Source organism: Flavobacterium xanthum (genome assembly GCF_900142695.1).
In the GTDB taxonomy this organism is placed as follows: Bacteria; Bacteroidota; Bacteroidia; order Flavobacteriales; family Flavobacteriaceae; genus Flavobacterium; species Flavobacterium xanthum.
Map to the genome: position 1 here is coordinate 20,659 of NZ_FRBU01000022.1, position 24,609 is coordinate 45,267.

Genomic DNA, 24,609 nt, shown 5'->3' on the forward strand with positions numbered 1-24,609 from the left:
TCAAATTATACCTTGAAGAATAAATATTCATAATAAAAACCAATTGTGATTCGTTATAGAGTTCAGAATATAATACATTTGAATTATTAAAATAAAATCACAATGCGTAAATTTTCCTGGATCTACTTCTTTTCTTTCTTTATAATAACGGCGGTGCTTTCAGCACAAAAATCGGCTATTTACACGCACGATTCAAAAGATTTTAATAAAGCGGTTTCTCTATTTAAGGACGCGCAATATGCATCGGCACAACTAATTTTCAACAAAGTAAAGGAAACGGCCACCACGGAAGAATTGAAATCAGACTGTGCGTATTACGCTGCGAATTGTGCCATTCGAACCAATCAAGCAAATGCGGATGCGTTGATGGAGCAATTTGTAACAGATTACCCAACAAGCGTAAAGCAAAATCAAGCTTATATTGAAGTAGCACATTATCATTTTACGCAAGGCGATTATGCGCAAGCTTTACAATGGTTTGACAAAGTGGATGAAAGTAGTTTGAGTAGAAAGGATCAAGATAAATTTAATTTCCAAAAAGGCTATAGTTTTTTTAATGCTAAAAAGAAAAAAGAAGCTACTTCCTACTTGAACAAGGTAGTGAATTCTGCTGAATATGGGTCTCAGGCCAAATATTACCTCGGTTTTATGGCCTATGAAGGAGATGACTATAAACAAGCGACAAAGTATTTTGACGAGGTTTCAGGTGAAGAGAAATACAAAGAAAAGCTTTCTTATTATCAAGCAGATATGAATTTTAAGTTGGGAAATTTCCAAAAAGCAATTGATTTGGGTCAGAAAGCAATGGCCAAATCAAATCCTTTGGAAAAATCAGAATTAAATAAAATCATTGGCGAAAGCTATTTTAATTTAAAAAAATACGATACAGCCATTCCATTTTTAGTCGCTTACAAAGGGAAAAGAGGAAAGTGGAACAATACCGATTTTTACCAATTGGGATATGCGTACTACAAACAAAAAGACTATGAAAATGCCATTTCCCAATTCAATAAAATCATTGGTGGAAAGGATTTTGTAGCTCAAAATGCATATTACCATTTAGGAGAAAGTTACCTCAATACCGATAAAAAACAGCAAGCGTTGAATGCTTTTAAAAATGCTTCGGAAATGGATTTTGACTTGGCGATACAAGAAGATGCCAGTTTGAATTATGCTAAATTGAGTTATGAATTAGGAAATTCGTATCAAAGTGTACCAGCGGTTCTTCAATCTTTTTTAAACAAATATCCAAATAACGCCAACCGTTCTGAAGTAGAGAAATTGCTAATTGATTCCTATATTTCTTCTAAAAACTACAAAGAAGCGTTGGTTTTATTAGAAAAAAATAAATCGCCGGAAAATAAATTAGCCTATCAAAAAGTACTGTTTTATAGAGGACTGGAATTGTACACGGATGGAAAGTATGAAGATGCTTTAAAGATGTTTACGAAAGCTACAACCGAACAAAAAGATCCAGTTTTTACTAGCAGAGCCATTTTTTGGAAAGGGGAAGCTGAATATGTAACGAATGATTTCAAGGAGGCATTGTTAAGTTTTAAACAATTTGCAGGTTCAAGCCAAGCTTCAAAAACCCCAGAATACAAAAACCACAATTATAATATTGCCTATTCCTATTTTAAATTAAAAGAATACGATCAGGCAGGGAATTATTTTCAAAACCAAATAGAGAAAGCACCAGCTGATAAAGTGCGATTGAATGATTCGTATTTGCGTTTAGCAGATTGTCGTTTTGTAACTTCAAAATACGGCCCAGCAATGGATGCGTATAATAAAGTGATTGAATCTAAAAGTATAGATGCGGATTATGCATATTTTCAAAAAGCAATTTCTTATGGATTTATGGGTAAAAATGACACTAAAATGACCGAATTAAACTCTTTTGTGCAATTGTATCCAAAGTCTGAATACAAAGACGATGCACTTTTTGAATTGGCTAATACCTACGTTGCCGCTAACAAAAATGATCTCGCCATAAAAACATACGAGCGTTTAAATACGGAGTTTAAAAAAGGCTCCTTCACTTCTAAATCTATTTTGCGTCAGGGTTTAGTGTATTATAACACCGATAATGACGATCAGGCATTGTTGAAATTTAAAAAAGTGGCTGCCGATTTTCCTAGAACGCCGGAAGCTTTAGAAGCCGTTGCAACAGCCCGATTAATTTATGTTGATGGTGGTCGAGTGGATGAATATGCTAGTTGGGTTCGTACGTTAGATTTTGTTGCTGTAACGGATGCAGAATTGGATAATGACACCTACGAAGCTGCTGAAAAACAATTTCAACAAAACAATACTAAGCAAGCTATCCAGGGATTTAGTGGCTATGTAAGTCAATTTCCTCGAGGCATCCATGCCTTAAAAGCTAATTACTACCTTGGTCAATCGTATTATTCAGAAGGATCTGAAACCAAATCAATTCCTAATTTTGAGTATGTGATTGCACAGTCTAGGAGTGAGTTTACAGAGCAGTCTTTGTCAAGATTGGCTCAAATTTTTCTTAAAAATAAACAGCACGACAAGGCAATTGTAGTTTTATCCCGTTTAGAAAACGAATCTGATATTTCTCAAAACACGACTTTTGCACAATCCAATTTGATGAAATTGTATTATGACAAGAAAGATTATGGCAGTTCAGGCACGTATGCGGAGAAAGTTTTGATGAATCCAAAAGCTGACGATAATGTAAAAAGTGATGCTCAAATTATTATAGCGCGTGCGGCAATTGAAACGGGAGATGAAGCAAAAGCAAGAGTTGCCTACACCAAATTAATGGCAATTGCAAAAGGAGAATTAGCAGCCGAAGCGCTATATTATGATTCTTATTTTAAAAACAAAGACGGAAATTTTGAACAGTCAAATGTTGCTGTTCAAAAATTAGCGAAAAATTACGCTAGTTATAAATATTTTGGAGCCAAAGGTTTAGTTGTAATGGCAAAAAACTTCTACGGATTGAAAGACAGTTATCAGGCAACCTATATTTTAGAAAATGTGATACAAAATTTTACTGATTTTCCAGATGTAGTGTCAGATGCGCAAAGAGAATTGAACACTATAAAAGCCGAAGAGTCTAAAACAAATTCATCAATTACAAAATAAAGAAACGCGGCAAGAAAGTTAGAAAATAACTAAAGTAAGTATGAAATTTTGAGAATAGTCGAAAGCCAAAAAAATTAAAGAATGACAATCCCTTTTTATATAGTAGATGTTTTTGCGGAACATAAATATGCGGGCAATCAACTGGCTGTGTTTTTGGATGCACAAAAGTTAAGCACTAATGAGATGCAGACCATTGCCCGAGAAACAAACTTTGCGGAAAGTACTTTTATCACGAAGCTCGATCAGGAAAATAATGCAGCAACAATACGAATTTTTACTCCAGAACACGAAATGCAATTTGCGGGGCACCCCATAATAGGAACTTCATGGGTTTTGATGCACAAAGTTTTTGAGAAGCGCACTGAAAAGATCAATTTGTCAGTTCCAATAGGTGGTATTGTAGTTTATCAATCAGACGATTTGGTATGGCTACAAGCTGCGCAACCACAATTTTTAGACACTTTTTTGGCAGAGGATTTTTCATCCTTCAGCAATTTAAGTCTTGATGATTTTGATGTAAAATTTCCCATTCAGGAAGTGACCACGGGAAGCGCTTTTGTAATTGTTCCTGTTAAAAATGCAACAGTATTGCAAAATTTAATCCTGAATCAGATTAAAATGGATGCTTGGTTGCGCGCTCATTGTAAAACAAACCATAGAGCCTTTTATTTTTATTGTTTAGAAGGAACAAAGCTTACAAGTAGGATGCTTTGTTTAGAGAATAACCAACTTATAGAAGATGCTGCCACTGGAAGTGCGAGTTGTTGTTTGCAGGCTTTTCTTTTGAAATATTATTCTCCTGAAATCCAAATGATCAATTATCAAGGAGATTTTATCAAGAGACCCTCTCAGATTTATTTTAATGGAAAATTAGAGGAGAACAATTTTGATATCAAAATAGGTGGGAAAACGCAATTTATTGCAAAAGGGGAGTGGGAAGTTTAGATTATAACAAAAGAATAATAGGTACAAAATAAAAAAATTAGACATGACATTTAAAGATTTAGAAATAAAAATAAGAACAAATAAAGTATCAACTTTTTCGGAACCCTTTACTTCGATGCGGTTTGGGTTTGGGATTTTGTTCTTCTTCGTCTTCCAATTTTCATTTGCACAAAAGAAAGAGCAAATAGGAAATGAAACGGTAAATGTTGTAAAACCGTATACCCCAAAAATTTCAGATGCTTTTAAAGTCAAAGAAATTCCGGAACTGGATGAGGAGGGAAATGCTAAAAAAGAAAGCATAAAATATTCTATTTTTTCCTTTCCTGTAGCCTCTACTTTTACACCCTCAAAAGGAAAAGCCGAAGGAGTTGAAAAAGAAATTCAAGCCCCTTTATTTAAAAATTACGCAACTTTTGGTGTTGGTAATTACGGAACTTTTATAGGAGAATTATTTGTAAACCAAGACTTAAATGCGACGGACTATGTTGGCGGTATGTTCCGTCATCATTCTTCTCAAGGCGGTATAGAAAACGTTAATCTTGATGACCGTTTTTTTGACACTTCACTTGATTTAATGTATGGTTCAAATCAAAAGAATGTGTCTTGGAATTTAGATTTAGGATTTCAAAATCAAATTTACAATTGGTATGGATTACCAGAGAGTTTTGGTACCACTTTATCGTCTCAAGATCGATCTATTTTGATCAATAGTATTAATCCAAAACAGTCCTACAACACCATCTCTCTGGGAGGAAATGTGGCTTTTAACGAAAGTATATTGAATAAAACAAGTTTGAAATTCAATCATTTTTCCGATGGTTTTGATTCTTCTGAAAATAGGTTTTACGCTAAACCAACCATATCCTTTGATGTAATGGAAAGTGCGGTGAAAACAGATTTAACTGTTGATTATGTCGCTGGAAATTTCAAAAATAATTATACAAATACCAATACGGAACCTTTGAAATATAGTTTTACAAATTTTGGAATTTCACCGAGTTTTGTAATGCAAGAAGAGGATTGGACACTGAATATTGGTGCTGCAATTTTTTATAGTAGGGACAATCAAAATAGCAGCAATACCTTTTATGTCTATCCAAAATTCAATGCCTCTTATAAGGTGGTTGGTGATTTGATGATTTTCTATGCGGGTGCCGAAGGTGATTTAAGACAAAATTCATATCAGGATTTAGTAGATAGTAATCCATTTTTATCCCCAACATTAGCTATTGCACCTACGGATCAACAGTATGATGTTTTTGCTGGACTGAAAGGGAAATTGACCAATTCAGTGAGTTACAACTTGAGAGGTTCTTACCTAAATGAGAGAAATAAAGCATTGTTTAAAAGCAATAGTTATGATGAGAATGCTGGGAATGCCGATTACGCCTTTGGAAATTCTTTTCAAGTCGTATACGATGATATGAGAACCTTAAACTTTTATGGAGAATTAAAAGCAGATTTCTCTGAAAATATCACTTTCGGAGTTAATGGAAGTTTTAGTAGTTTTACAAATAATTTTCAGCAAGAAGCGTGGAATTTGCCAGCAATAAAAATAAACTCCAGTTTGGATTTTAATATTACAGAAAAATGGTTTGCTGGTGCCAATGTGTTTTACGTAGGCGAGCGAAAAGATTTCCAAATGAATACTGCTATTGTAACTAATGCTATTCCAGTAACTTTAAAATCTTATTTTGATGTCAATGCCAATGTAGGATTCAAATACAGCGACCGATTGACTGCTTTTGCAAGAGCGAATAATATCACTAATAATGGATACCAAAAATGGTTGAATTACCCAGTTCAAGGATTTCAGGTGATTTTAGGAGTAAATTATAAATTTGATTTTTAGTTTTCTTTACCGCAAAGTGCGCAAAGGTTATCGCAAAGAATGGGAATATTTTATTTTTTGGAAGTTTTATATAATTAGAATATAAATGTTTTAGCTACAATCGATTTTACAAAATTACTTTGCGAACCTTGCGGAAAACTTTGCTTACTTTGCGGTTAAACTCTTCAAATGACTTTCAAACAAAAAATACATACCCATTATTTACAATTAGTTCAGGATCGGATCGATGTATTCAAAGACATGATTGTAGCGCTTACCGAAGATTCGAAGAACGATGCCAAAGGTTCTGCTGGAGACAAACACGAAACGGCGCTATCCATGATGCACATTGAGCAGGAAAAACTCAATCGGAAATTGAGAGAAGTATTGGATCAAAAAACAGTTTTGGATAAAATTGATCCTGCTGCAATTGCTAATACTATAATTGTGGGGAGCTTGGTAAAAGCCAACGGAATCTATTTGTATCTGAGTGTGGCGCTCCCTAAAATTAATATCGAAGGAATCAATATTATTGCCTTATCTCCGCAATCGCCGCTGGGAAATAAATTGATGGGAAACCAAGAAGGTTTTACTTTTGAGATTAATGGTACGAAGTATTTGGTTGAGGAAATTAGATAAAAATAGAGTATAATTTTATTGTGACATTGTCTTATCTAGACCACAACTTTACAGTCTTCAACTTCAATTCTATTTTCATTCTTTTTTAATTACATTTTAAACACAAATCGCTATTTTTGGTTGTCAATATAAACTAAAAACAGGATTTGTGTTTTTCAATTAGAACTATAATACCATCTTTGCCTTATCAAAATAAACAAAAACATTTAAAATATATAGTTATGTGCGGAATAGTATGTGCCTTTGATCTAAAACAAAAAGCGGAGGTTTTAAGACCTCAAGTGTTGGAAATGTCTAAAATTATCCGTCACCGTGGACCGGACTGGAGCGGAATTTTCAGTAATGAAAAAGCCATTTTGTCTCACGAGCGTTTGGCAATTGTCGATCCAGCTTCAGGGAAACAACCGTTGTTCAGTGAAGATAAACAATTGGTTTTAGCGGCAAATGGTGAAATTTATAACCACAGAGCATTGCGTAAACAATTTGAAGGCAAATACAACTTTCAAACTGAAAGTGACTGTGAAGTAATTTTAGCACTTTACAAAGAAAAAGGACCTCATTTTATAGATGAAATGAACGGGATTTTTGGATTTGCTATTTATGATGTTGAAAAAGATGAGTATTTTGTTGCTCGTGATCACATGGGAATTATTCCATTATACATTGGTTGGGATGAGCACGGAACTTTTTATGTAGCTTCAGAATTGAAAGCGCTAGAAGGATATTGTACCAAAATCCAATTGTTTCCTCCAGGACATTATATGTCAAGTAAAGATGGCGAATTTGTACAATGGTACAAAAGAGAATGGACCGATTATGATGCCGTAAAAGACAACGTAACTAGTATTGATGAAATTAAAGTGGCCTTAGAAGCTGCGGTTCACAGACAATTAATGAGCGATGTGCCTTATGGTGTATTGCTTTCGGGAGGACTAGATTCTTCTATTACCTCGGCTGTGGCCAAAAAATATGCGCAAAAACGTATCGAATCCGGTGATGTTGCCGATGCTTGGTATCCACAATTGCATTCTTTCTCCGTTGGATTAGAAGGTTCTCCAGATTTAGCAGCAGCGCAAATTGTTGCGGATCATATTGGAACCATTCATCACGAAATTAAATTCACAATTCAAGAAGGTTTAGATGCTGTTAAAGATGTGATCTATAACCTAGAGACCTATGATGTGACTACGATTAGAGCATCAACACCTATGTGGTTGATGGCGAGAGTTATTAAATCGATGGGTATAAAAATGGTATTATCAGGTGAAGGAGCGGATGAACTTTTTGGAGGATACTTGTATTTCCATAAAGCACCAAACGCAAGAGAATTTCACGAAGAGAACGTTCGTAAATTAGGGAAATTGCACATGTACGATTGTTTGCGTGCGAACAAAAGTTTAGCTGCTTGGGGAATTGAAGGACGTGTGCCGTTTTTAGATAAAGAATTTATGGATGTGGCGATGCGAGTTAATCCACAAGATAAAATGATCAATAAAGAACATCCAATGGAAAAATGGGTAGTTCGTAAGGCTTTTGAGGATATGTTGCCACCAAGTGTTGCTTGGAGACAAAAAGAGCAGTTCAGTGATGGTGTAGGATACGGCTGGATTGATACCTTAAAAGCAACAGTTGCTATTGAAATTTCAGACGAACAATTGGCAAATGCTAAATACAAGTTTCCACTACAAACGCCAACATCCAAAGAGGAATATTATTACCGTTCTATTTTTCATGAGCATTTTCCAAGTGATGCCGCAGCTTTGTGTGTTCCGCAAGAAGCAAGTGTAGCGTGCAGTACAAAAATTGCATTGGAATGGGATGAAGCTTTTAAAAACATGAATGATCCATCTGGAAGAGCAGTAGCGAGTGTGCATGATGATGCGTATGTGAAAGCATAAACAGTAAAAAAGAAGATTTTAAAATTGATAAAACGCTCTCCATTTCGAGAGCGTTTTTTTATGTAAATATTTTTATGGAAAAGTATAGAATTTGAAAAAACGTTATAATTATGCATTGTCTGAAGTAATTAGGAAGAGTTTTTTTATATTAGCCTAACTAAATTGTTAATTATGAGATTCATTTCACTTTTTCTTGCTTTATTTTTATTGATTTCCTGTAGTCAAAAAACTAAAATTTCCGTTGATACGATTATTACAGATGCAACGATTTATTCCTTAGATAACGCTTTTGGAATAGCTTCGGCTATGGCGATCGATAAGGGGAAAATTGTAGCTATAGGGACAAATAGTGAAATTACGAAACAATATGAATCGAAGAATACAGTTGATGCTGAAGGGGAATTCATCTATCCCGGCTTGTTTGATGCACACTGCCATTTTTATAGCTATGGATTGAGTTTACAAGAAGCTGATTTACGTGGTACCAAAAGTATGGACGAAATAATTACTCGTTTGAAAGCTTTTCAAAAAGATAAAAATCCAACTTTTATTGTGGGAAATGGTTGGGACCAAAACGATTGGAAAGTAAAAAAGTATCCTACTAAAGCAGATTTAGATATTGCATTTCCTGATATTCCTGTGGTATTGAACAGAGTTGACGGGCATGCGATTATCGTCAACAGTAAAGCATTGAAATTAGCAGGAATAACGAAAGATACTAAAGCAGATGGTGGTCAAATTGAAATTGCAAACGGGGAACCAACTGGGATTTTAGTAGATAATCCGATGGAATTAGTGTTTAAGATAATTCCAAAACCAACACGTAAAATACAAATTGCGGCTTTGTTGGATGCTGAAAAAGTGATGTTTGATTATGGTTTGACAACAGTAAATGATGCGGGTTTAGATCCTGATGTGATTCATTTGATGGACAGTTTGCAAAAAGCAAAAGTGATGACGCTTAACGTATATGCTATGGTTACAGCAAATCAAAAAAATATTGATTTGTATCTAAAAAAAGGAATTTATAAAACGGATAATTTGAATGTTCGTTCTTTTAAAATGTATGGCGATGGTGCTTTAGGTTCTCGTGGCGCTTGCATGCACAAGCCGTATTCTGATAAACCGGGCCAATACGGTGCTTTGTTGGCACCTATTTCGGGATTAAAACATGTTGCAAAACAACTTGCAGCTTCAAAGTTTCAGTTGAATACGCATGCTATTGGAGATTCTGCCAATACAGTGATTTTGAAAATTTATGGAGATGTTTTAGCTGGTACAAAAGACCGAAGATGGAAAATTGAGCACGCTCAAGTTTTGCGTGAAAAAGATTTTGATTATTTCAAATTTGGAATTATTCCTTCGGTTCAACCTACGCACGCCACATCTGATATGTATTGGGCGGAGGATCGATTGGGGAAAGAACGTCTTAAAAATGCGTATGCGTATAAAAAATTACTTCAAAAAGCTGGAATGGTAGCTTTAGGAACTGATTTCCCTGTGGAAGAAGTAAATCCGATGTTGACTTTTCATGCTGCAGTTGCCAGAAAAGACAGTAAGGAATATCCAAAAGGTGGTTTTCAAATGGAAAACGCGTTGACTAGAGCCGAAACTTTAAGAGGAATGACCCTTTGGGCAGCTTATTCTAATTTCGAAGAAAAAGAAAAAGGAAGTTTGGAAGTGGGAAAATGGGCTGATTTTGTCATGTTTGATCAGGATTTAATGAAAGTGGAAGAAAATAAAATAGTGAAAATGAAACCTAGAAACACCTATTTAAAAGGGAAGAAAGTGAAGTAATTGAATTGTTAGCCTTTAATAACTTACGCTTAATTCTGCAGATAACAGCATTTTGTAGAATGAATTGTTAAAACATAGGAGTCACATAAGTTTTAATTTCTTGAATAAAATCAAATAAATCTAAAAGTTCATTTAAGTAAAGTCACATTGCCTTGCAAAGAACGTTTTTAACTTATATTCCCTTTTAATCACGATTTGAGAAACTGATTTTTTTAAACTTACATGACTTATATGTTTAAAATTGATGCTGTTTATTTTAGAATATAGCGATAGTTTACAGTTGAAATAGAATATTTTAATTTATTGGTATTTAAATTACATTTTTAAGATAAAATTCACTTTTTGGTTTTAAATAGTAACTAAATGCACTAATTATGTTTTGTGTTTGTAACTGCTATTGCATATTTGTCGACTTAGAATTGGTAAAAAATAAAAATATAGTGTTATGTGCGGAATATTAGCCATTATCGGAAGAGGAAAAGAGGAACAGTTGTTTGGGGAACTTTCAAAAAGAATGACGCATCGAGGTCCAGATGAAAGTGATCTGCATGTTACTGAAAAAGGGCATATTTTGAGTCATGAAAGGTTGTCGATAATCGATTTGCATTCCGGAAAACAACCTATAAAAGGTACGAAAGCAGCTTATATGGTTCATAATGGCGAAATATACAATCACCAAGAATTAAGAGATGGAGTTTTGAAAGAACATACTTTTAGAACCAAATCAGACTCAGAGGTTATTGTGCATTTATACGAAGAGTATGGTTATGATTTCTGTAACATGCTAGACGGTGATTGGGCATTTGTTGTAGTCGATGGCGATGATTTTATTGCCGGCAGAGACCCAATGGGAGTGAAACCGTTGTATTATGGTTTGGACGAAAGAGGAAGAATCTATTTCTCCTCTGAAATGAAACCTATTACGGATCAATGTAAAACATTTTCTACTTTTCCACCGGGACATTATTACACTGCAAAAACAGGTTTTGTAAAATATTACAAACCGGAATACGAAGATTATTTAAAAGCCGACCAAGCATTAGATTTGGAATTAATCAGGCAAACTTTGACCGAAGCAACTCGCAAGCGTTTAATGAGTGATGTGCCTATTGGAGTATTGCTTTCGGGAGGGTTGGATTCTTCCTTGACTGCAGCAATTGCCTCTAGATTATTGGTGGAAAGCGGTAAAAAATTACATTCATTTTCTATCGGCTTAGATGCGGATGCACCGGATGCGGCCGCCGCCAGAAAAGTAGCGGAGTATTTAGGAACAGAACATCACGAAATTCATTTTACTGTTGAAGAAGGAATTCAAATCTTAGATAAATTAATTTGGCATCTGGAAACATATGATGTGACTTCAATAAGAGCCAGTACACCCATGTATTTTTTATCAAAAGCAATTACTGATTTAGGTATAAAAGTGGTGCTTTCAGGCGAGGGAGCCGATGAGATTTTTGGCGGGTACTTGTATTTTAGAAATGCACCGTCAGCAGAAGATTTTCAAAAGGAAACCATTGAAAGAGTACAGAAATTATTCACTGCCGATTTATTAAGAGCCGATAAATCAACTATGGCCCATGGTTTAGAGACTAGAGTTCCATTTTTAGACAAAGCGTTCTTAGATTTGGCGGTTCGTATCAAAGCAGAAGAAAAAATGCCTAAAACGTACGATGGAAAAGAAAAATACATTCTAAGAAAAGCATTTGATACACCTGAAAACCCTTATCTCCCAGAAGAAGTTTTGTGGAGGCAAAAAGAACAATTTTCAGATGGAGTAGGATACAGGTGGATTGATGAATTGATTGATTATTGTGCGACACAAGTTACGGATGAGCAATTAGCCGGAGCTGCAAAGGAATTTCCTTATAACGCACCAACCACTAAAGAAGCTTATTTTTACCGATCGATATTTAATAAATATTATCCACAAATAAGTGCGGCACAAACGGTTAGGAAATGGATTCCGAAATGGCAAGAAAACCTTGATCCAAGCGGAAGAGCTAATGCAGCTCACGTTAAAGCCGATACTGCAATTGCTAAAACAGGAGTTGTAGTTTGATGCAAAAATTTGAATTTTTTATAAATGAAGAACGCTCTCAATTTTGGGAGCGTTTTTTTGTATTTATATGAACAAATGTTAATAACTTAAGGGCTTAAAAAGGGATTTTAACGGTTATATAATTTGCGTTTTTATATATTTGCGTGTTATACAAAAATTACATTTTTTACAATAAAATATATATGAGCGAAGAAATCAAGAAGGACAGTTATTCAGCAGATAGTATTCAGGCATTAGAAGGAATGGAGCACGTAAGAATGCGTCCTTCGATGTATATTGGAGATGTGGGTGTTCGAGGACTGCATCATTTAGTGTATGAGGTTGTAGATAACTCGATCGATGAAGCAATGGGAGGCCATTGTGATACCATAATAGTTGATATTAATGAAGATGGATCCGTTTCTGTTGAAGATAATGGACGTGGTATTCCGGTAGGTATTCATAAAAAAGAAGGTGTTTCGGCATTGGAGGTTGTAATGACTAAAATTGGTGCCGGTGGAAAATTTGATAAAGATTCCTATAAAGTTTCTGGAGGACTTCACGGTGTTGGGGTTTCTGTGGTAAACGCTTTATCGAATCATTTGAGAGCTACCGTTCACAGTAGTGATGGTAAAATATACGAACAAGAATACGAAAAAGGAAAAGCATTATATCCAGTTAAACAAATTGGTGAAACAACAAAAAGAGGGACAATCGTTACTTTTTATCCGGATCCAAGCATATTTACACAAACAATAGAGTACTCTTATGATACTTTATCTGCTCGTATGCGCGAACTGTCTTATCTGAACAAAGGAATTACTATTACTTTTACAGATAAAAGAGAAAAAGATAAAGATGGAAATTTTGTATCAGAAGTATTTCATTCTGATGAAGGTTTAAAAGAATACATCCGTTATTTAGATGGAAACCGTGAGCCAATTATTGCACACGTTATTTCTATGGATCATGAAAAAGGAGAAATTCCGGTTGAGGTTGCGTTAATTTACAACACAAGTTACACGGAAAATATTTTTTCTTACGTAAATAATATTAATACACACGAAGGAGGAACGCACTTGCAAGGTTTTAGAACTGGTCTAACTAGATCGTTAAAGAAATATGCGGATGCTTCTGGAATGTTGGATAAGCTGAAATTTGATATTTCAGGAGACGATTTCCGTGAAGGATTAACTGCTATTATTTCGGTAAAAGTTCAAGAACCACAGTTTGAAGGACAAACGAAAACGAAACTTGGTAACAGAGAAGTTGTTTCTCCGGTAAGTCAAGCGGTGAGTGAAATGATTGAAAATTATTTGGAAGAAAATCCAAATGATGCCCGTATCATCGTTCAAAAAGTAATTCTTGCAGCGCAAGCGCGTCACGCAGCTAAAAAAGCACGTGAAATGGTACAACGCAAAACCGTAATGGGTGGCGGTGGATTACCAGGGAAACTATCAGATTGTTCGGAGCAAGATCCTGCAAAATGTGAAGTATATCTTGTCGAGGGAGATTCGGCAGGTGGAACGGCAAAGCAAGGTCGTGACCGTAATTTTCAAGCTATTTTACCTTTGCGTGGTAAAATTTTGAACGTTGAAAAAGCGATGCATCACAAAGTTTTTGAAAATGAAGAGATTCGAAATATATTTACGGCACTTGGTGTAACCATTGGTACAGAAGAGGATAGTAAGGCATTAAATATTTCAAAATTACGATACCATAAAGTAATTATTATGTGTGATGCCGATGTCGATGGTAGTCATATTTCTACTTTGATTTTGACATTCTTCTTCCGTTTTATGAAAGAATTAATCGAAGAAGGTCATGTTTATATTGCAGCACCACCTTTATATTTAGTTAAAAAAGGAAACAAGAAAGAGTACGCTTGGAATGATTTACAACGCGATCAAGCGAATGAAAGAATGGGCGGTAGCGCAGGAATTCAACGTTATAAAGGTCTTGGAGAGATGAATGCGGAGCAATTATGGGAAACTACAATGGATCCGGGTTTCAGAACGTTGCGTCAGGTAACTATTGACAGTTTGGCGGAAGCCGATAGAGTTTTCTCTATGCTAATGGGTGATGAGGTGCCGCCAAGAAGAGAATTTATTGAGAAAAATGCAGTTTACGCAAATATTGATGCGTAACTTAATGTAACCATTCGTTTTCATTCGAATAGATTAACACAATAACAAGTAACCAAATTAACAATTAACCGAATAAACTTTAAAATATGAAAGTTACCATTGTAGGAGCAGGAAATGTAGGAGCGACATGTGCGGATGTGATTTCTTATAGAGGAATTGCCAGTGAAGTAGTATTATTGGATATTAGAGAAGGTTTTGCTGAAGGTAAAGCATTAGATATCATGCAATGCGCTACTAATACAGGTTTTAATACCAAAGTATCAGGCGTTACTAATGATTATTCTAAAACAGCAGGAAGTGATGTAGTCGTGATTACATCAGGAATTCCAAGAAAACCAGGAATGACTCGTGAAGAATTAATAGGAATCAATGCAGGAATCGTGAAAACGGTTGCTGAGAATGTTTTAAAACATTCACCGGATACTATTATAGTAGTAGTTTCTAATCCAATGGACACGATGACCTACTTGGCATTGAAATCTACGGGATTGCCAAAAAACAGAATTATTGGTATGGGTGGAGCGTTAGACAGTTCTCGTTTTAGAACGTATTTGTCTTTGGCTTTAGACAAACCGGCTAATGATATTTCAGCTATGGTTATTGGTGGACATGGTGATACAACTATGATTCCTTTGACAAGACTGGCTTCTTATAACGGAATCCCAGTTTCTCAATTTTTATCGGAAGAAGAATTGCAAAAAGTAGCTGCAGATACTATGGTTGGTGGAGCTACACTTACAGGACTTCTTGGAACATCGGCTTGGTATGCTCCTGGAGCTTCCGTTGCTTTCTTAGTAGATAGTATTTTGAATGACCAAAAGAAAATGATTGCATGTTCTGTTTTCGTTGAAGGAGAATATGGCCAAAATGATATCTGTATTGGTGTTCCATGTATTATTGGTAAAAATGGAGTGGAAGAAATTCTTGATATTAAACTAAATGATGCTGAAAAAGCCTTATTTGCTAAAAGTGCAGATGCTGTCAGACAAATGAATGACGCTTTAAAATCGATTTTGGTATAAAAATTTACATATAAAAAAGAGAAGACTGCATCATTGCAGTCTTTTTCTTGAGATTAATCTATAAATAAATTGGTTAATCTTAACGTTAATTATATATTTGCTCGGTTTAAAAAAAATGAGGTAGCCCGAAATATTCTTTTTTAATGTTAAAAATGAATGTAAAGTGTTATTATATAAGGTTTAAAGCAAAAATAAATAAATAAAAAATAATTAATTTTTAGTAATAATGCAGAATAAAGGACTTATTAAATTTTTCGCAATTCTATTTGCATTGGTAAGTATTTACCAACTTTCTTTCACTTTTGTTGCAAGCAAAGTAAAAAACGATGCAAAATCTTTTGCTAATGGGAATGCTGACAAAGAAGTAAAATATTTAGATTCTATCGGTAAAGAAAAAGTATTTAACCTTGGGTTTACCAATTTTACTTTCAATGAAGTAAGTGATAAACAAATCAATAAAGGGCTAGATTTAGAAGGAGGGATTAATGTTATCCTTCAAATTTCTGTAAAGGATATTCTAAAAGGATTATCGAATAATTCTAAAAATCCAGTTTTTAATAAGTCTTTGGCTGATGCAACTGCTGATTTGCAAGGGAATAAACCATATCTAGACAAGTTTTTTGATGCTTTTGAAGCTAATTCAAAAGGAACTGTAAAATTAGCATCTCCAGATATTTTTGCAAACAGAAGTTTACAAGGTGAAGGTGGTGTTGATTTTCAAATGACCGACTCAGAGGTTCAAAAAATTATCAAAAGAAAAGTTGATGAATCGGTAGAAAGTGCTTTTGGCGTTTTAAGAAAACGTATCGATCAATTTGGTGTAACACAGCCTAATATTCAAAAATTAGGAAATTCAGGTCAAATTCTTGTTGAACTTCCGGGTGCAAAAGATGTAGATCGTGCTAAGAAATTATTATCAAGCACTGCTCAATTGCAGTTTTGGGAAACATACAAAATCGAAGAAATTGGTAATTTCTTAATGGCGGCTAATGAGTCATTGAAGAAAACAGAAATCAAAACTACTGAGGTTAAACCAGTGGTAAAGGATTCTTTAAGTGCTTTACTTACAGATTCGAAAGATTCTACAACTGCAAAAAAAGGGGAAAATCCTTTATTTGATAAAATTGTTGGTCAAGGTGGAGGTCCAGTTTTAGGGCTTTTCTCTCCAAAAGATACGGCAACAATTAATGGTTACTTGAAAAGAGCTGATATCCGAATTCTTTTGCCAGCTGAGCAACGTTATGCCAAATTTGTTTGGGGTATACCAACTACTATTAAAGATGCTAAAGCTAAAGATGTTGAAGTTTTAGAATTATATGCTTTAAAAGGAAATAGAGATAATGTACCTGCGATGGCTGGTGGTGTTATTACTGATGCAAAAGATACTTTTGATCAATCAGGTAAGCCAGCAGTTTCTATGCAAATGAATGGTCAAGGGGCAAAATCTTGGGAAGAATTAACAGGTAGAGCGTATACTCAAAAAAGCAATATCGCTATTGTTCTTGATGATGTGGTTTATTCTGCACCAGGTGTTTCTAGTGGTCCAATTTCAGGTGGTAGGTCTGAAATTTCAGGAGCTTTTGATGTAACACAAACTAAAGATTTAGCTAATGTTTTAAGAGCAGGTAAATTGCCAGCTACTGCCGATATTGTTCAGTCAGAAGTTGTAGGGCCATCCTTAGGCCAAGAAGCAATTGATAATGGTACTAATTCAGCAATTATTGGTTTACTTATTGTATCCCTTTGGATGATGATCTATTATGGTAAAGCGGGTTGGTATGCTAATATTGCACTAGCCATAAATTTACTATTCTTATTTGGAATTTTAGCAAGTCTTGGAGCTGTTCTTACTTTGCCTGGTATTGCCGGTATCGTTTTGACAATGGGTACGGCGGTAGATGCAAATATCATTATCTATGAAAGAGCAAAAGAAGAATTGAGAGCCGGTAAAACGCTAGAAGAAGCTGTTAAAACTTCGTATAGCTGGAGAGGTGCAATGTCTTCTATTACTGATGCGAATGTTACTCACATATTAACAGGTGCTGTATTATTCATTTTTGGTTCAGGACCAATTAAAGGTTTTGCTACAACATTATTGATTGGTATTATAACTTCATTATTTACTTCTATTTTTATTGCGCGAATCTTTATAGATTGGAACATTAGCAAAAAGAATAATTTGACGTTTGTTACTAACTTCTCTAAGAATATGTTTAACAACTTTCATTTTGATTTCTTAGGGATGAAAAAATGGACGTATTTGTTCTCTAGTATAGTGGTTATCATAAGCGTTGTTTCTTTAGCAACAAATGGTCTAGATCAAGGAGTTGATTTTGTAGGAGGAAGAACATTCCAAGTGCGTTTCGAAAAACCAATAGAGACAGAAACTGTGAAAGCAGAATTAGCACAAGTTTTTGAAGGTAGTGCCGAAGTAAAAGTATTTGGTAATACTAACCAATTGAAAATTACAACGAAATATAAAGTGCAAGAGCCAGGAATTAAAGCTGATGAAGAGGTGAATAAATTGTTGTTTAGCACCTTGAAAAAGCATTATTCAGCAGACATTACATATGATAAATTTGTAAATGCGTATGAAGGTAAAAAAGTGGGGATTCTACAAGCTTCTAAAGTGGGGCCAACAGTAGCGGAAGATATTAAAACTAACGCTTACTGGGCAGTACTTGGAGCAATGGCAATTGTTTTCTTATACTTGATGATCAGTTATAGAAAATGGCAATATAGTTTAGGTGCGATTGCTGCAGTTGCACACGATGTTATTTTTGTATTAGGAATCTACTCTTTGTGTTATAAATTCATGCCTTTTGGTATGGAGATCGATCAGCATTTTATCGCTGCAATCTTAACGGTTATTGGATATTCTATGAATGATACAGTTATTGTATTTGATAGGGTTCGTGAATATTTAGCTGGAAAAACTAAAGGTACTTTTGCTGAAATTGTAAATCAATCTATTAATACAACGATGTCTAGAACAATCAATACATCATTAACGATGATTGTCGTTTTATTAATCATGTTCGTTTTTGGTGGAGAATCTATTAGAGGATTTATCTTTGCAATGTTGGTTGGTATTATAGTTGGAACCTATTCTTCACTGTTTATTGCTACGCCAGTATTGGTTGATACAATTTCAAAAGAAGATAAAAGAAAAGTAGAAAAAGCGCATCAAGAAAGCTAAAATGCTTTTATATAATTTTACAAAAAGAGATTCAGCGAAAGTTGAATCTCTTTTTTTTTACCTGAATTCCAATACTTTTTTTTAGTAATTTAACAAAGAGTTTCAAAAGTAATAGTCTGTTTTTAAATTAATAGTTATGTTTAGAAGTGTTTTTTTTATTTTGTTTATTTGTTGTCTTTCGATGCTGTCTTTTGCTCAAGTCAAAAATAGGGTCGTCCAAGTGGGTTTTGCTTATGGATTAGGTACTGAATTTGAAAATAAAAATTACTCTTATACAAATCACTATTATAAGTTGCAATTTTATTTTGAAGTAAAAGAAACAAAAAAAGTCAGCTATCAAATACTTATCCAGCCAGAACTTAATTTTGCAACGCACCAACTCTTAAATTTGTATTTTATTGAACCGGACGAACCGGATTACATAGAAAAACGAGAACGATACACAAAGTTAAAGGATATCAAAGAGTATGTCTTGAATTTAGGATTTCTAGTCAGGAAACCACTTTCTAATCAAGCTAGTCTCTATGCTTTGGGTAGTGTGGGACCAATGATTACCGATACAGAAACGGAGGGATTATCTAAAGGTTTTGCCTTTGCTGACGTTATTGCTTTAGGAGTTACTTTTAAAATGTATCGAATAACCATTGATCTAAGGCCAAGTATCCGGCACGTATCTAACGCCGGGCTACAAAAAAAGAATTCGGGTTACACTACTAAAAATATTGACTTTGGATTATTGTTTGCATTATAAAAAAAGCGTTACCTGTTTTGATCCAGATAACGCTTTTCTTTGCATTCAAATTATTTTTTTTAATTCGTAATTTCTCTTTCAGCAGTAAATATAAAATACAATCCTATAAGTACAAAAGGAATACTTAGCCATTGTCCTGTTGAAAACAAACCGAGAGCACTTTCAAAACCGCCTTGGCTTTCCTTAACGGATTCTACGATAAAACGAACCGTAAACAACAACACTAGAAACATTCCGAAAATAAATCCTGTATATTTTCTTTTTTCAGTTTTCCAATACAAGAAAAATAAGACTGCAAATACAAAAATATAACAAAATGCTTCGTACAATTGCGTAGGATGTCTAACCGGCACTTGTTCTAACAAAACAGCAAATTTAGGGTCTGTTGCAATGGCGGTGTAAGCTTCTTTAGGATTAGGAATTTGAGTTGCATTGACAGCATCCATCGGACTAAAGTGATCTTTTATGAATTTTATTCCAAATGGCGAAGTTGTTTCATGACCTATGATTTCCGAATTGAAAAAGTTACCCAATCTGACGAAAATAGCACCACTTGCAACAGGAATAACCACGCGATCTAAAATCCATAACTGCGGTTTTTTTAATATATTTTTACTGTAGAAGTACATAGCAATAATGATAGAAATTGCAGCTCCGTGACTTGCTAATCCTTGAAAACCAGTAAATTCCCAACCTTTAATAATGCTAAATAGAGCTTCGTTTGGATTTTCTCTTATGGGTAAGAATATCTCCAGTAGGTGATTGCGGTAATACTCCCAATCGTAAAAGAAAACATGTCCTAAACGAGCACCAATCAAAGTCGCCAATACAGTCCAGATAAATAAAGAGTCTAATTTTTCTATCGATTCGCCTTCGCGATCGAAAATATTTTTCATGATATACCAGCCTAATCCAAAAGCAATGACAAACATTAAACTGTAATACCTAATTATAAAAAAGCCTAAATCGATTCCTTCTGATGGGTTCCAAACAATGTTTAAAGCATGTGTCATGTATTGTAATTTTGTTATTTTAGGTAAAAATAAAGATTAAAAGTAAAATTTGTACTATAAAAACTAATGTTTATGAAGGCAAGATTTTTTAGGCACGGGATCATATCCTGTTTTTCCCCAAGGATGACAACTTAAAATTCGTTTTGTTCCCAGATATCCTCCATAAAATAACCCATGAGTTTGCAGCGCTTCAATCATGTAAGAGGAGCAAGTGGGCTCAAATCGACAAGCTGAAGGTGTGAACGGTGAAATCGCTACTTGATAAAACCGAACTAAAATGATAAATGGTGCAGTTATTTTCATAGTTTCACTTGGGAATTATCAAAGGTATCATAACGTTTATCCTTTTTTACACTCGTTGCTTAATAGAGTTACAGAACATCAGAACTAGAGTGACATTAAATCGAGAAAGTAGTACCTTCTTTGCCATCTTTAAGTTGGATTCCTAATGTGATCAATTGGTCTCTAATTTGATCAGACAAAGCAAAATTCTTGTTTTCTCTAGCCTGTTTTCTCATTTCGATTAACATGTTTACCGTTCCTTGTAATTTATCGTTAGTGCTATCAGAAATTTTTTCGTCTTCTAGTCCTAACACATCAAAAACAAATGCATTCATCGTTTTTGCAAAACAATCTAAGTCAGCTGCATTCAAACTCTCTTTCTCCTCTTTTAGCAAATTGATAAAGCGAACGCCTTCAAAGAGCTGTGCTATTAGGATAGGTGTATTAAAATCATCATTCATTGCATCATAACACAATTGCTTCCATGCTGGAATATTAAGAGTGCTTTTTGCAGCGACAGTGATCTCTTTTAACGAATTCATTGCTTCCATCAATCGCTTATATCCTTTTTCAGAAGCAACAATCGCGTCATCTGAAAAGTCAAGAATACTGCGGTAATGCGCTTGCAGCATAAAAAATCGGGCTACAGATGCTGAGAAAGCTTTACTTAAAATAGTATTTTCTCCTGTTAATATTTCTCGTGGTAAAATATTATTCCCGGTAGATTTAGCCATTTTTTTACCGTTCAAAGTTAACATATTGGCATGTAACCAATAATTAACAGGAGTTTGACCGGTGCACGCCTCATTTTGAGCAATTTCACATTCATGATGCGGGAATTTTAAGTCCATTCCACCACCGTGAATATCAAAATGATTGCCCAGGTATTTCGTACTCATCGCGGTACATTCTAAGTGCCAACCCGGAAATCCATCACTCCATGGCGACGGCCAGCGCATGATGTGCTGTATTTCTGCTTTTTTCCAAAGCGCAAAATCCTGCGGATTTCTTTTATCAGTTTGACCGTCTAAATCTCTAGTATTGGTTAGCATATCCTCGATATTCCGCCCACTTAATCGCCCGTAATGATTTGTTTTATTGAATTTAACTACATCAAAATAAACTGATCCATTGGCTTCGTAACCTATTCCTTTATCAATAATGGTCTTGATAATTTCAATCTGTTCAATAATATGACCCGTTGCTGTTGGTTCAATACTAGGAGGTAAAAAGTTGAAAGCATTCAAAATATCGTGAAAATCTACGGTATAACGTTGCACCACTTCCATGGGTTCTAGTTGTTCCAAGCGTGCTTTTTTTGCAATTTTATCTTCACCTTCATCTACATCATCCACAATATGTCCTACATCAGTAATATTACGAACGTAGCGAACCTTGTAATCCAAATGCAAAAAATACCTAAAAATTACGTCAAAAGACATGAATGTTCTCACATTTCCAAGATGCACATTGCTGTAAACAGTTGGTCCGCAAACATACATTCCCACATTTCCTTCATGAATAGGTGTAAATGTTTCTTTCTCTCCTGAAAGTGAATTGTATATTTTTAAAGTCTGACTCTTGTATAAAGGCATTTCAATTGTTTTTTTTGGAGCTGCTTCCTGCTTTCCGCTTCAATCTTTTTATTCGCAAGGGCGAATAAAAAGGATTTTCACTTCAATCAGGGCTAGGGCATTTCTGCATTAAAATAATTTTATTGTTTAATATCCATTTTATTCCATGCCGCACTGCGGGTGAATAAGATTTAGAACTTTGTTTCTAGTTTGATATAATCTAAGAATTCTCTGCGAGTAACGCTATCTTTAAATTTTCCGCCAAACTCGGATGTTACCGTGCTACTTTCGATATCACTGATTCCTCTAGAATTAACACAAAGGTGTTTAGCATCTATCACACAAGCAACATCTTCTGTACCTAAAGCAATTTGTAATTCTTGTACAATTTGCATCGTTAAGCGTTCTTGCACCTGCGGTCTTTTGGCATAATATTCTACGATGCGGTTCATTTTAGATAAACCAATAACTCTTCCGTTAGAAATATAACCTACGTGAGCTCTTCCTATAATGGGTAATAAATGGTGTTCACAAGTAGAATAGACTATGATGTTTTTCTCGACTAACATTTCACCATATTTGTAATTGTTGTCAAAAGTGGATGCTTTTGGTTTTTTTGCAGGATTCAAACCTCCAAAAATTTCTTTTACAAACATTTTAGCCACACGATTGGGTGTGCCTTTTAAACTATCATCGGTCAAGTCCATGCCTAGTGTAAGTAGGATGTTCTCAACGTCTTTTTTTATTTTTTCGATTTTATCATCATCAGAAATGGTGAAGGCATCATCTCTTATTGGATTCTTTGCGGATAAACTAATATGATTGTCTCCTATTTCGTCTTGAAATTCTTCTTTATTTATCATTAAAAGCAACTATTATAGTGGGTGTAATTATTTAAGGGGTAAAGATAAATAATAAAAATTAAAGAATTTCTATCGCTCCTACTATTTAAACGCACTTTATCGCTTCTTCAAGGTGTTTTTGTTTCTTTTTTAGGCCTAAAAAGAAAGGCAATAACGAGTTCGCTATTGCCTTTTTTATAGTAAATCCGGTTGAGTCCAGTTTTAAATCTGAAGAATTTAGTTACTTATGCTTGAGTTTGTGTTGCATTGTAAACTGGAATTGCTGCTTTTAAAATGCGAACTGCACTGATCAGGTCATCTTTCTTTAAAACGTATGCAATTCGAACCTGATTCAATCCCATTCCTGGTGTAGAGTAAAAACCTGCTGCTGGTGCAACCATTACGGTTTCGCCATCTAAGTCATAACTTTCTAAAAGCCATTGAGCGAAAGCGTCGGCGTTGTTCACTGGCAATTGCGCAATGCAATAAAAAGCACCTTTAGGTTTGCTTACAATTACACCATCTATTTTGTTTAATTCTTCAATTAAAGTATCTCTTCGTTCTCTATATTCTGAAATTACTTCGTCAAAATAACTTTGCGGCGTGTCCAGTGCTGCTTCACTTGCAATTTGTTCAATAGTAGGAGGACTCAATCTTGCTTGTGCAAATTTCATCGCGGTAGTCATCACTTCCTTATTTTTAGAAACAATACACCCTATTCTCGCACCACACATGCTGTATCTTTTTGAAACCGAATCAATCATAATGGCGTGTTCTTCAAGTCCAGGAACGCTCATAACAGAATAATGTATGTCACCATCATAAGTGAATTCGCGATACACTTCATCAGATATCAAGAATAAATCATGTTTTTTAACTAGAGCTGCTAGCTGCATGATTTCTTCTTTGGAATATAAATATCCAGTAGGATTTCCTGGATTACAAATAAGAATAGCTTTTGTTTTTGGAGTAATCAGTTTTTCAAAATCGGCCACAGCTGGAAGTGCAAAACCCGTTTCGATAGTTGAGATAACAGGAATAACGTTCACGCCAGACGCCGTTGAAAATCCGTTATAATTCGCATAAAAGGGTTCTGGAATAATAATTTCATCACCTTGATCCATCGTGCTTCCCATGGCAAACATTAACGCTTCAGATCCGCCTGTTGTGATAATGATGTCTTCAATATTTACGGAAATACCTTGATTTGTGTAGTAGTTGGCTAGTTTTTTTCTGTAACTTTCGTTTCCTGCAGAGTGGCTGTATTCCAGAATGGTTAAGTCAATGTTTTTAACCGCATTCATAGCAACTTCCGGTGTTTTTATATCGGGTTGACCAATGTTCAAATGATATACTTTATGTCCTTTTTTCTTAGCTATTTCAGAGTATGGAACCAATTTTCGTATTGGTGATTCAGGCATTTGTTTGCCTTTGTTTGATATTTTTGGCATAGTCTTAATTGTTGAATTGCAAATTTGCGATTTTTTTTTCGAATTTATTACAATCAATAG

General features: G+C 34.8%; 16 protein-coding genes. 11 read left to right on the forward strand and 5 right to left on the reverse strand.

Going from position 1 to position 24,609, the window contains the following annotated elements:
- Positions 1-102 precede the first annotated feature (102 nt).
- The 11 genes from BUC11_RS10470 (at position 103) to BUC11_RS10520 (ending at position 19,387) form a co-directional block, all read left to right on the forward strand.
- The gene (locus BUC11_RS10470) at positions 103-3,117 is read left to right on the forward strand and encodes a tetratricopeptide repeat protein (protein ID WP_073353908.1); all 3,015 of its coding nucleotides are present in this window, start codon (positions 103-105) and stop codon (positions 3,115-3,117) included.
- 81 nt (positions 3,118-3,198) lie between these two features.
- Positions 3,199-4,062, forward strand: a complete 864-nt coding sequence (locus tag BUC11_RS10475) for a PhzF family phenazine biosynthesis protein (protein ID WP_073353910.1) — start codon at positions 3,199-3,201, stop codon at positions 4,060-4,062.
- Positions 4,063-4,177: 115 nt separating this feature from the next.
- Positions 4,178-5,914 (forward strand): porin family protein, encoded by a 1,737-nt coding sequence (locus tag BUC11_RS10480; protein ID WP_073353911.1) that lies wholly within the window; start codon positions 4,178-4,180, stop codon positions 5,912-5,914.
- 168 nt (positions 5,915-6,082) lie between these two features.
- Entirely contained in the window at positions 6,083-6,532 is a 450-nt protein-coding gene (locus BUC11_RS10485; protein WP_073353913.1) for a hypothetical protein, read from the forward strand.
- A 221-nt stretch (positions 6,533-6,753) separates the two neighbouring features.
- Positions 6,754-8,430: an asparagine synthase B gene (gene asnB, locus BUC11_RS10490; protein ID WP_073353958.1), complete on the forward strand. Its 1,677-nt coding sequence runs from the start codon at positions 6,754-6,756 to the stop codon at positions 8,428-8,430.
- Between the two features lie 171 nt (positions 8,431-8,601).
- Entirely contained in the window at positions 8,602-10,227 is a 1,626-nt protein-coding gene (locus BUC11_RS10495; protein ID WP_073353915.1) for an amidohydrolase, read from the forward strand.
- A 445-nt stretch (positions 10,228-10,672) separates the two neighbouring features.
- Entirely contained in the window at positions 10,673-12,289 is a 1,617-nt protein-coding gene (asnB, locus tag BUC11_RS10500) for an asparagine synthase B (RefSeq protein ID WP_073353916.1), read from the forward strand.
- Between the two features lie 182 nt (positions 12,290-12,471).
- Positions 12,472-14,415 carry a DNA topoisomerase (ATP-hydrolyzing) subunit B gene (gene gyrB / locus BUC11_RS10505; RefSeq protein WP_073353917.1) on the forward strand — a complete coding sequence of 648 codons (1,944 nt, stop codon included), beginning with the start codon at positions 12,472-12,474 and terminating at the stop codon, positions 14,413-14,415.
- Between the two features lie 86 nt (positions 14,416-14,501).
- Positions 14,502-15,437 (forward strand): malate dehydrogenase, encoded by a 936-nt coding sequence (gene mdh / locus BUC11_RS10510; RefSeq protein ID WP_073353918.1) that lies wholly within the window; start codon positions 14,502-14,504, stop codon positions 15,435-15,437.
- A gap of 226 nt (positions 15,438-15,663) precedes the next feature.
- On the forward strand, positions 15,664-18,636 hold the full coding sequence (gene secDF, locus BUC11_RS10515; RefSeq protein ID WP_073353920.1) for a protein translocase subunit SecDF: 2,973 nt from the start codon (positions 15,664-15,666) through the stop codon (positions 18,634-18,636).
- A gap of 136 nt (positions 18,637-18,772) precedes the next feature.
- Positions 18,773-19,387: an acyloxyacyl hydrolase gene (locus BUC11_RS10520; RefSeq protein ID WP_073353921.1), complete on the forward strand. Its 615-nt coding sequence runs from the start codon at positions 18,773-18,775 to the stop codon at positions 19,385-19,387.
- A 59-nt stretch (positions 19,388-19,446) separates the two neighbouring features.
- On the opposite strand, the gene lgt is transcribed toward BUC11_RS10520, so the two are convergent.
- The 5 genes from lgt to BUC11_RS10545 all read right to left on the reverse strand — a co-directional run bounded on the left by lgt (position 19,447) and on the right by BUC11_RS10545 (position 24,549).
- Entirely contained in the window at positions 19,447-20,400 is a 954-nt protein-coding gene (gene lgt, locus BUC11_RS10525) for a prolipoprotein diacylglyceryl transferase (RefSeq protein WP_073353923.1), read from the reverse strand.
- A gap of 63 nt (positions 20,401-20,463) precedes the next feature.
- Positions 20,464-20,703, reverse strand: coding sequence for a membrane protein insertion efficiency factor YidD (gene yidD, locus BUC11_RS10530; RefSeq protein ID WP_073353924.1), 240 nt, complete (start codon positions 20,701-20,703; stop codon positions 20,464-20,466).
- A 95-nt stretch (positions 20,704-20,798) separates the two neighbouring features.
- Entirely contained in the window at positions 20,799-22,277 is a 1,479-nt protein-coding gene (cysS, locus tag BUC11_RS10535) for a cysteine--tRNA ligase (RefSeq protein ID WP_073353925.1), read from the reverse strand.
- A gap of 170 nt (positions 22,278-22,447) precedes the next feature.
- Entirely contained in the window at positions 22,448-23,119 is a 672-nt protein-coding gene (folE, locus tag BUC11_RS10540) for a GTP cyclohydrolase I FolE (RefSeq protein WP_073353927.1), read from the reverse strand.
- A gap of 224 nt (positions 23,120-23,343) precedes the next feature.
- Entirely contained in the window at positions 23,344-24,549 is a 1,206-nt protein-coding gene (locus BUC11_RS10545; RefSeq protein ID WP_073353928.1) for a pyridoxal phosphate-dependent aminotransferase, read from the reverse strand.
- Between the last annotated feature and the right edge of the window lie 60 nt (positions 24,550-24,609).

Coding starts and splice junctions, on each gene's coding strand:
- secDF (WP_073353920.1), top strand. CDS start 15,664: ATGCAGAATAAAGGACTTATTAAATTTTTCGCAATTCTATTTGCATTG.
- yidD (WP_073353924.1), bottom strand. CDS start 20,703: ATGAAAATAACTGCACCATTTATCATTTTAGTTCGGTTTTATCAAGTA.
- BUC11_RS10480 (WP_073353911.1), top strand. CDS start 4,178: ATGCGGTTTGGGTTTGGGATTTTGTTCTTCTTCGTCTTCCAATTTTCA.
- BUC11_RS10475 (WP_073353910.1), top strand. CDS start 3,199: ATGACAATCCCTTTTTATATAGTAGATGTTTTTGCGGAACATAAATAT.
- BUC11_RS10520 (WP_073353921.1), top strand. CDS start 18,773: ATGTTTAGAAGTGTTTTTTTTATTTTGTTTATTTGTTGTCTTTCGATG.
- folE (WP_073353927.1), bottom strand. CDS start 23,119: ATGATAAATAAAGAAGAATTTCAAGACGAAATAGGAGACAATCATATT.
- mdh (WP_073353918.1), top strand. CDS start 14,502: ATGAAAGTTACCATTGTAGGAGCAGGAAATGTAGGAGCGACATGTGCG.
- cysS (WP_073353925.1), bottom strand. CDS start 22,277: ATGCCTTTATACAAGAGTCAGACTTTAAAAATATACAATTCACTTTCA.
- BUC11_RS10485 (WP_073353913.1), top strand. CDS start 6,083: ATGACTTTCAAACAAAAAATACATACCCATTATTTACAATTAGTTCAG.
- BUC11_RS10545 (WP_073353928.1), bottom strand. CDS start 24,549: ATGCCAAAAATATCAAACAAAGGCAAACAAATGCCTGAATCACCAATA.
- BUC11_RS10470 (WP_073353908.1), top strand. CDS start 103: ATGCGTAAATTTTCCTGGATCTACTTCTTTTCTTTCTTTATAATAACG.
- asnB (WP_073353958.1), top strand. CDS start 6,754: ATGTGCGGAATAGTATGTGCCTTTGATCTAAAACAAAAAGCGGAGGTT.
- gyrB (WP_073353917.1), top strand. CDS start 12,472: ATGAGCGAAGAAATCAAGAAGGACAGTTATTCAGCAGATAGTATTCAG.
- asnB (WP_073353916.1), top strand. CDS start 10,673: ATGTGCGGAATATTAGCCATTATCGGAAGAGGAAAAGAGGAACAGTTG.
- lgt (WP_073353923.1), bottom strand. CDS start 20,400: ATGACACATGCTTTAAACATTGTTTGGAACCCATCAGAAGGAATCGAT.
- BUC11_RS10495 (WP_073353915.1), top strand. CDS start 8,602: ATGAGATTCATTTCACTTTTTCTTGCTTTATTTTTATTGATTTCCTGT.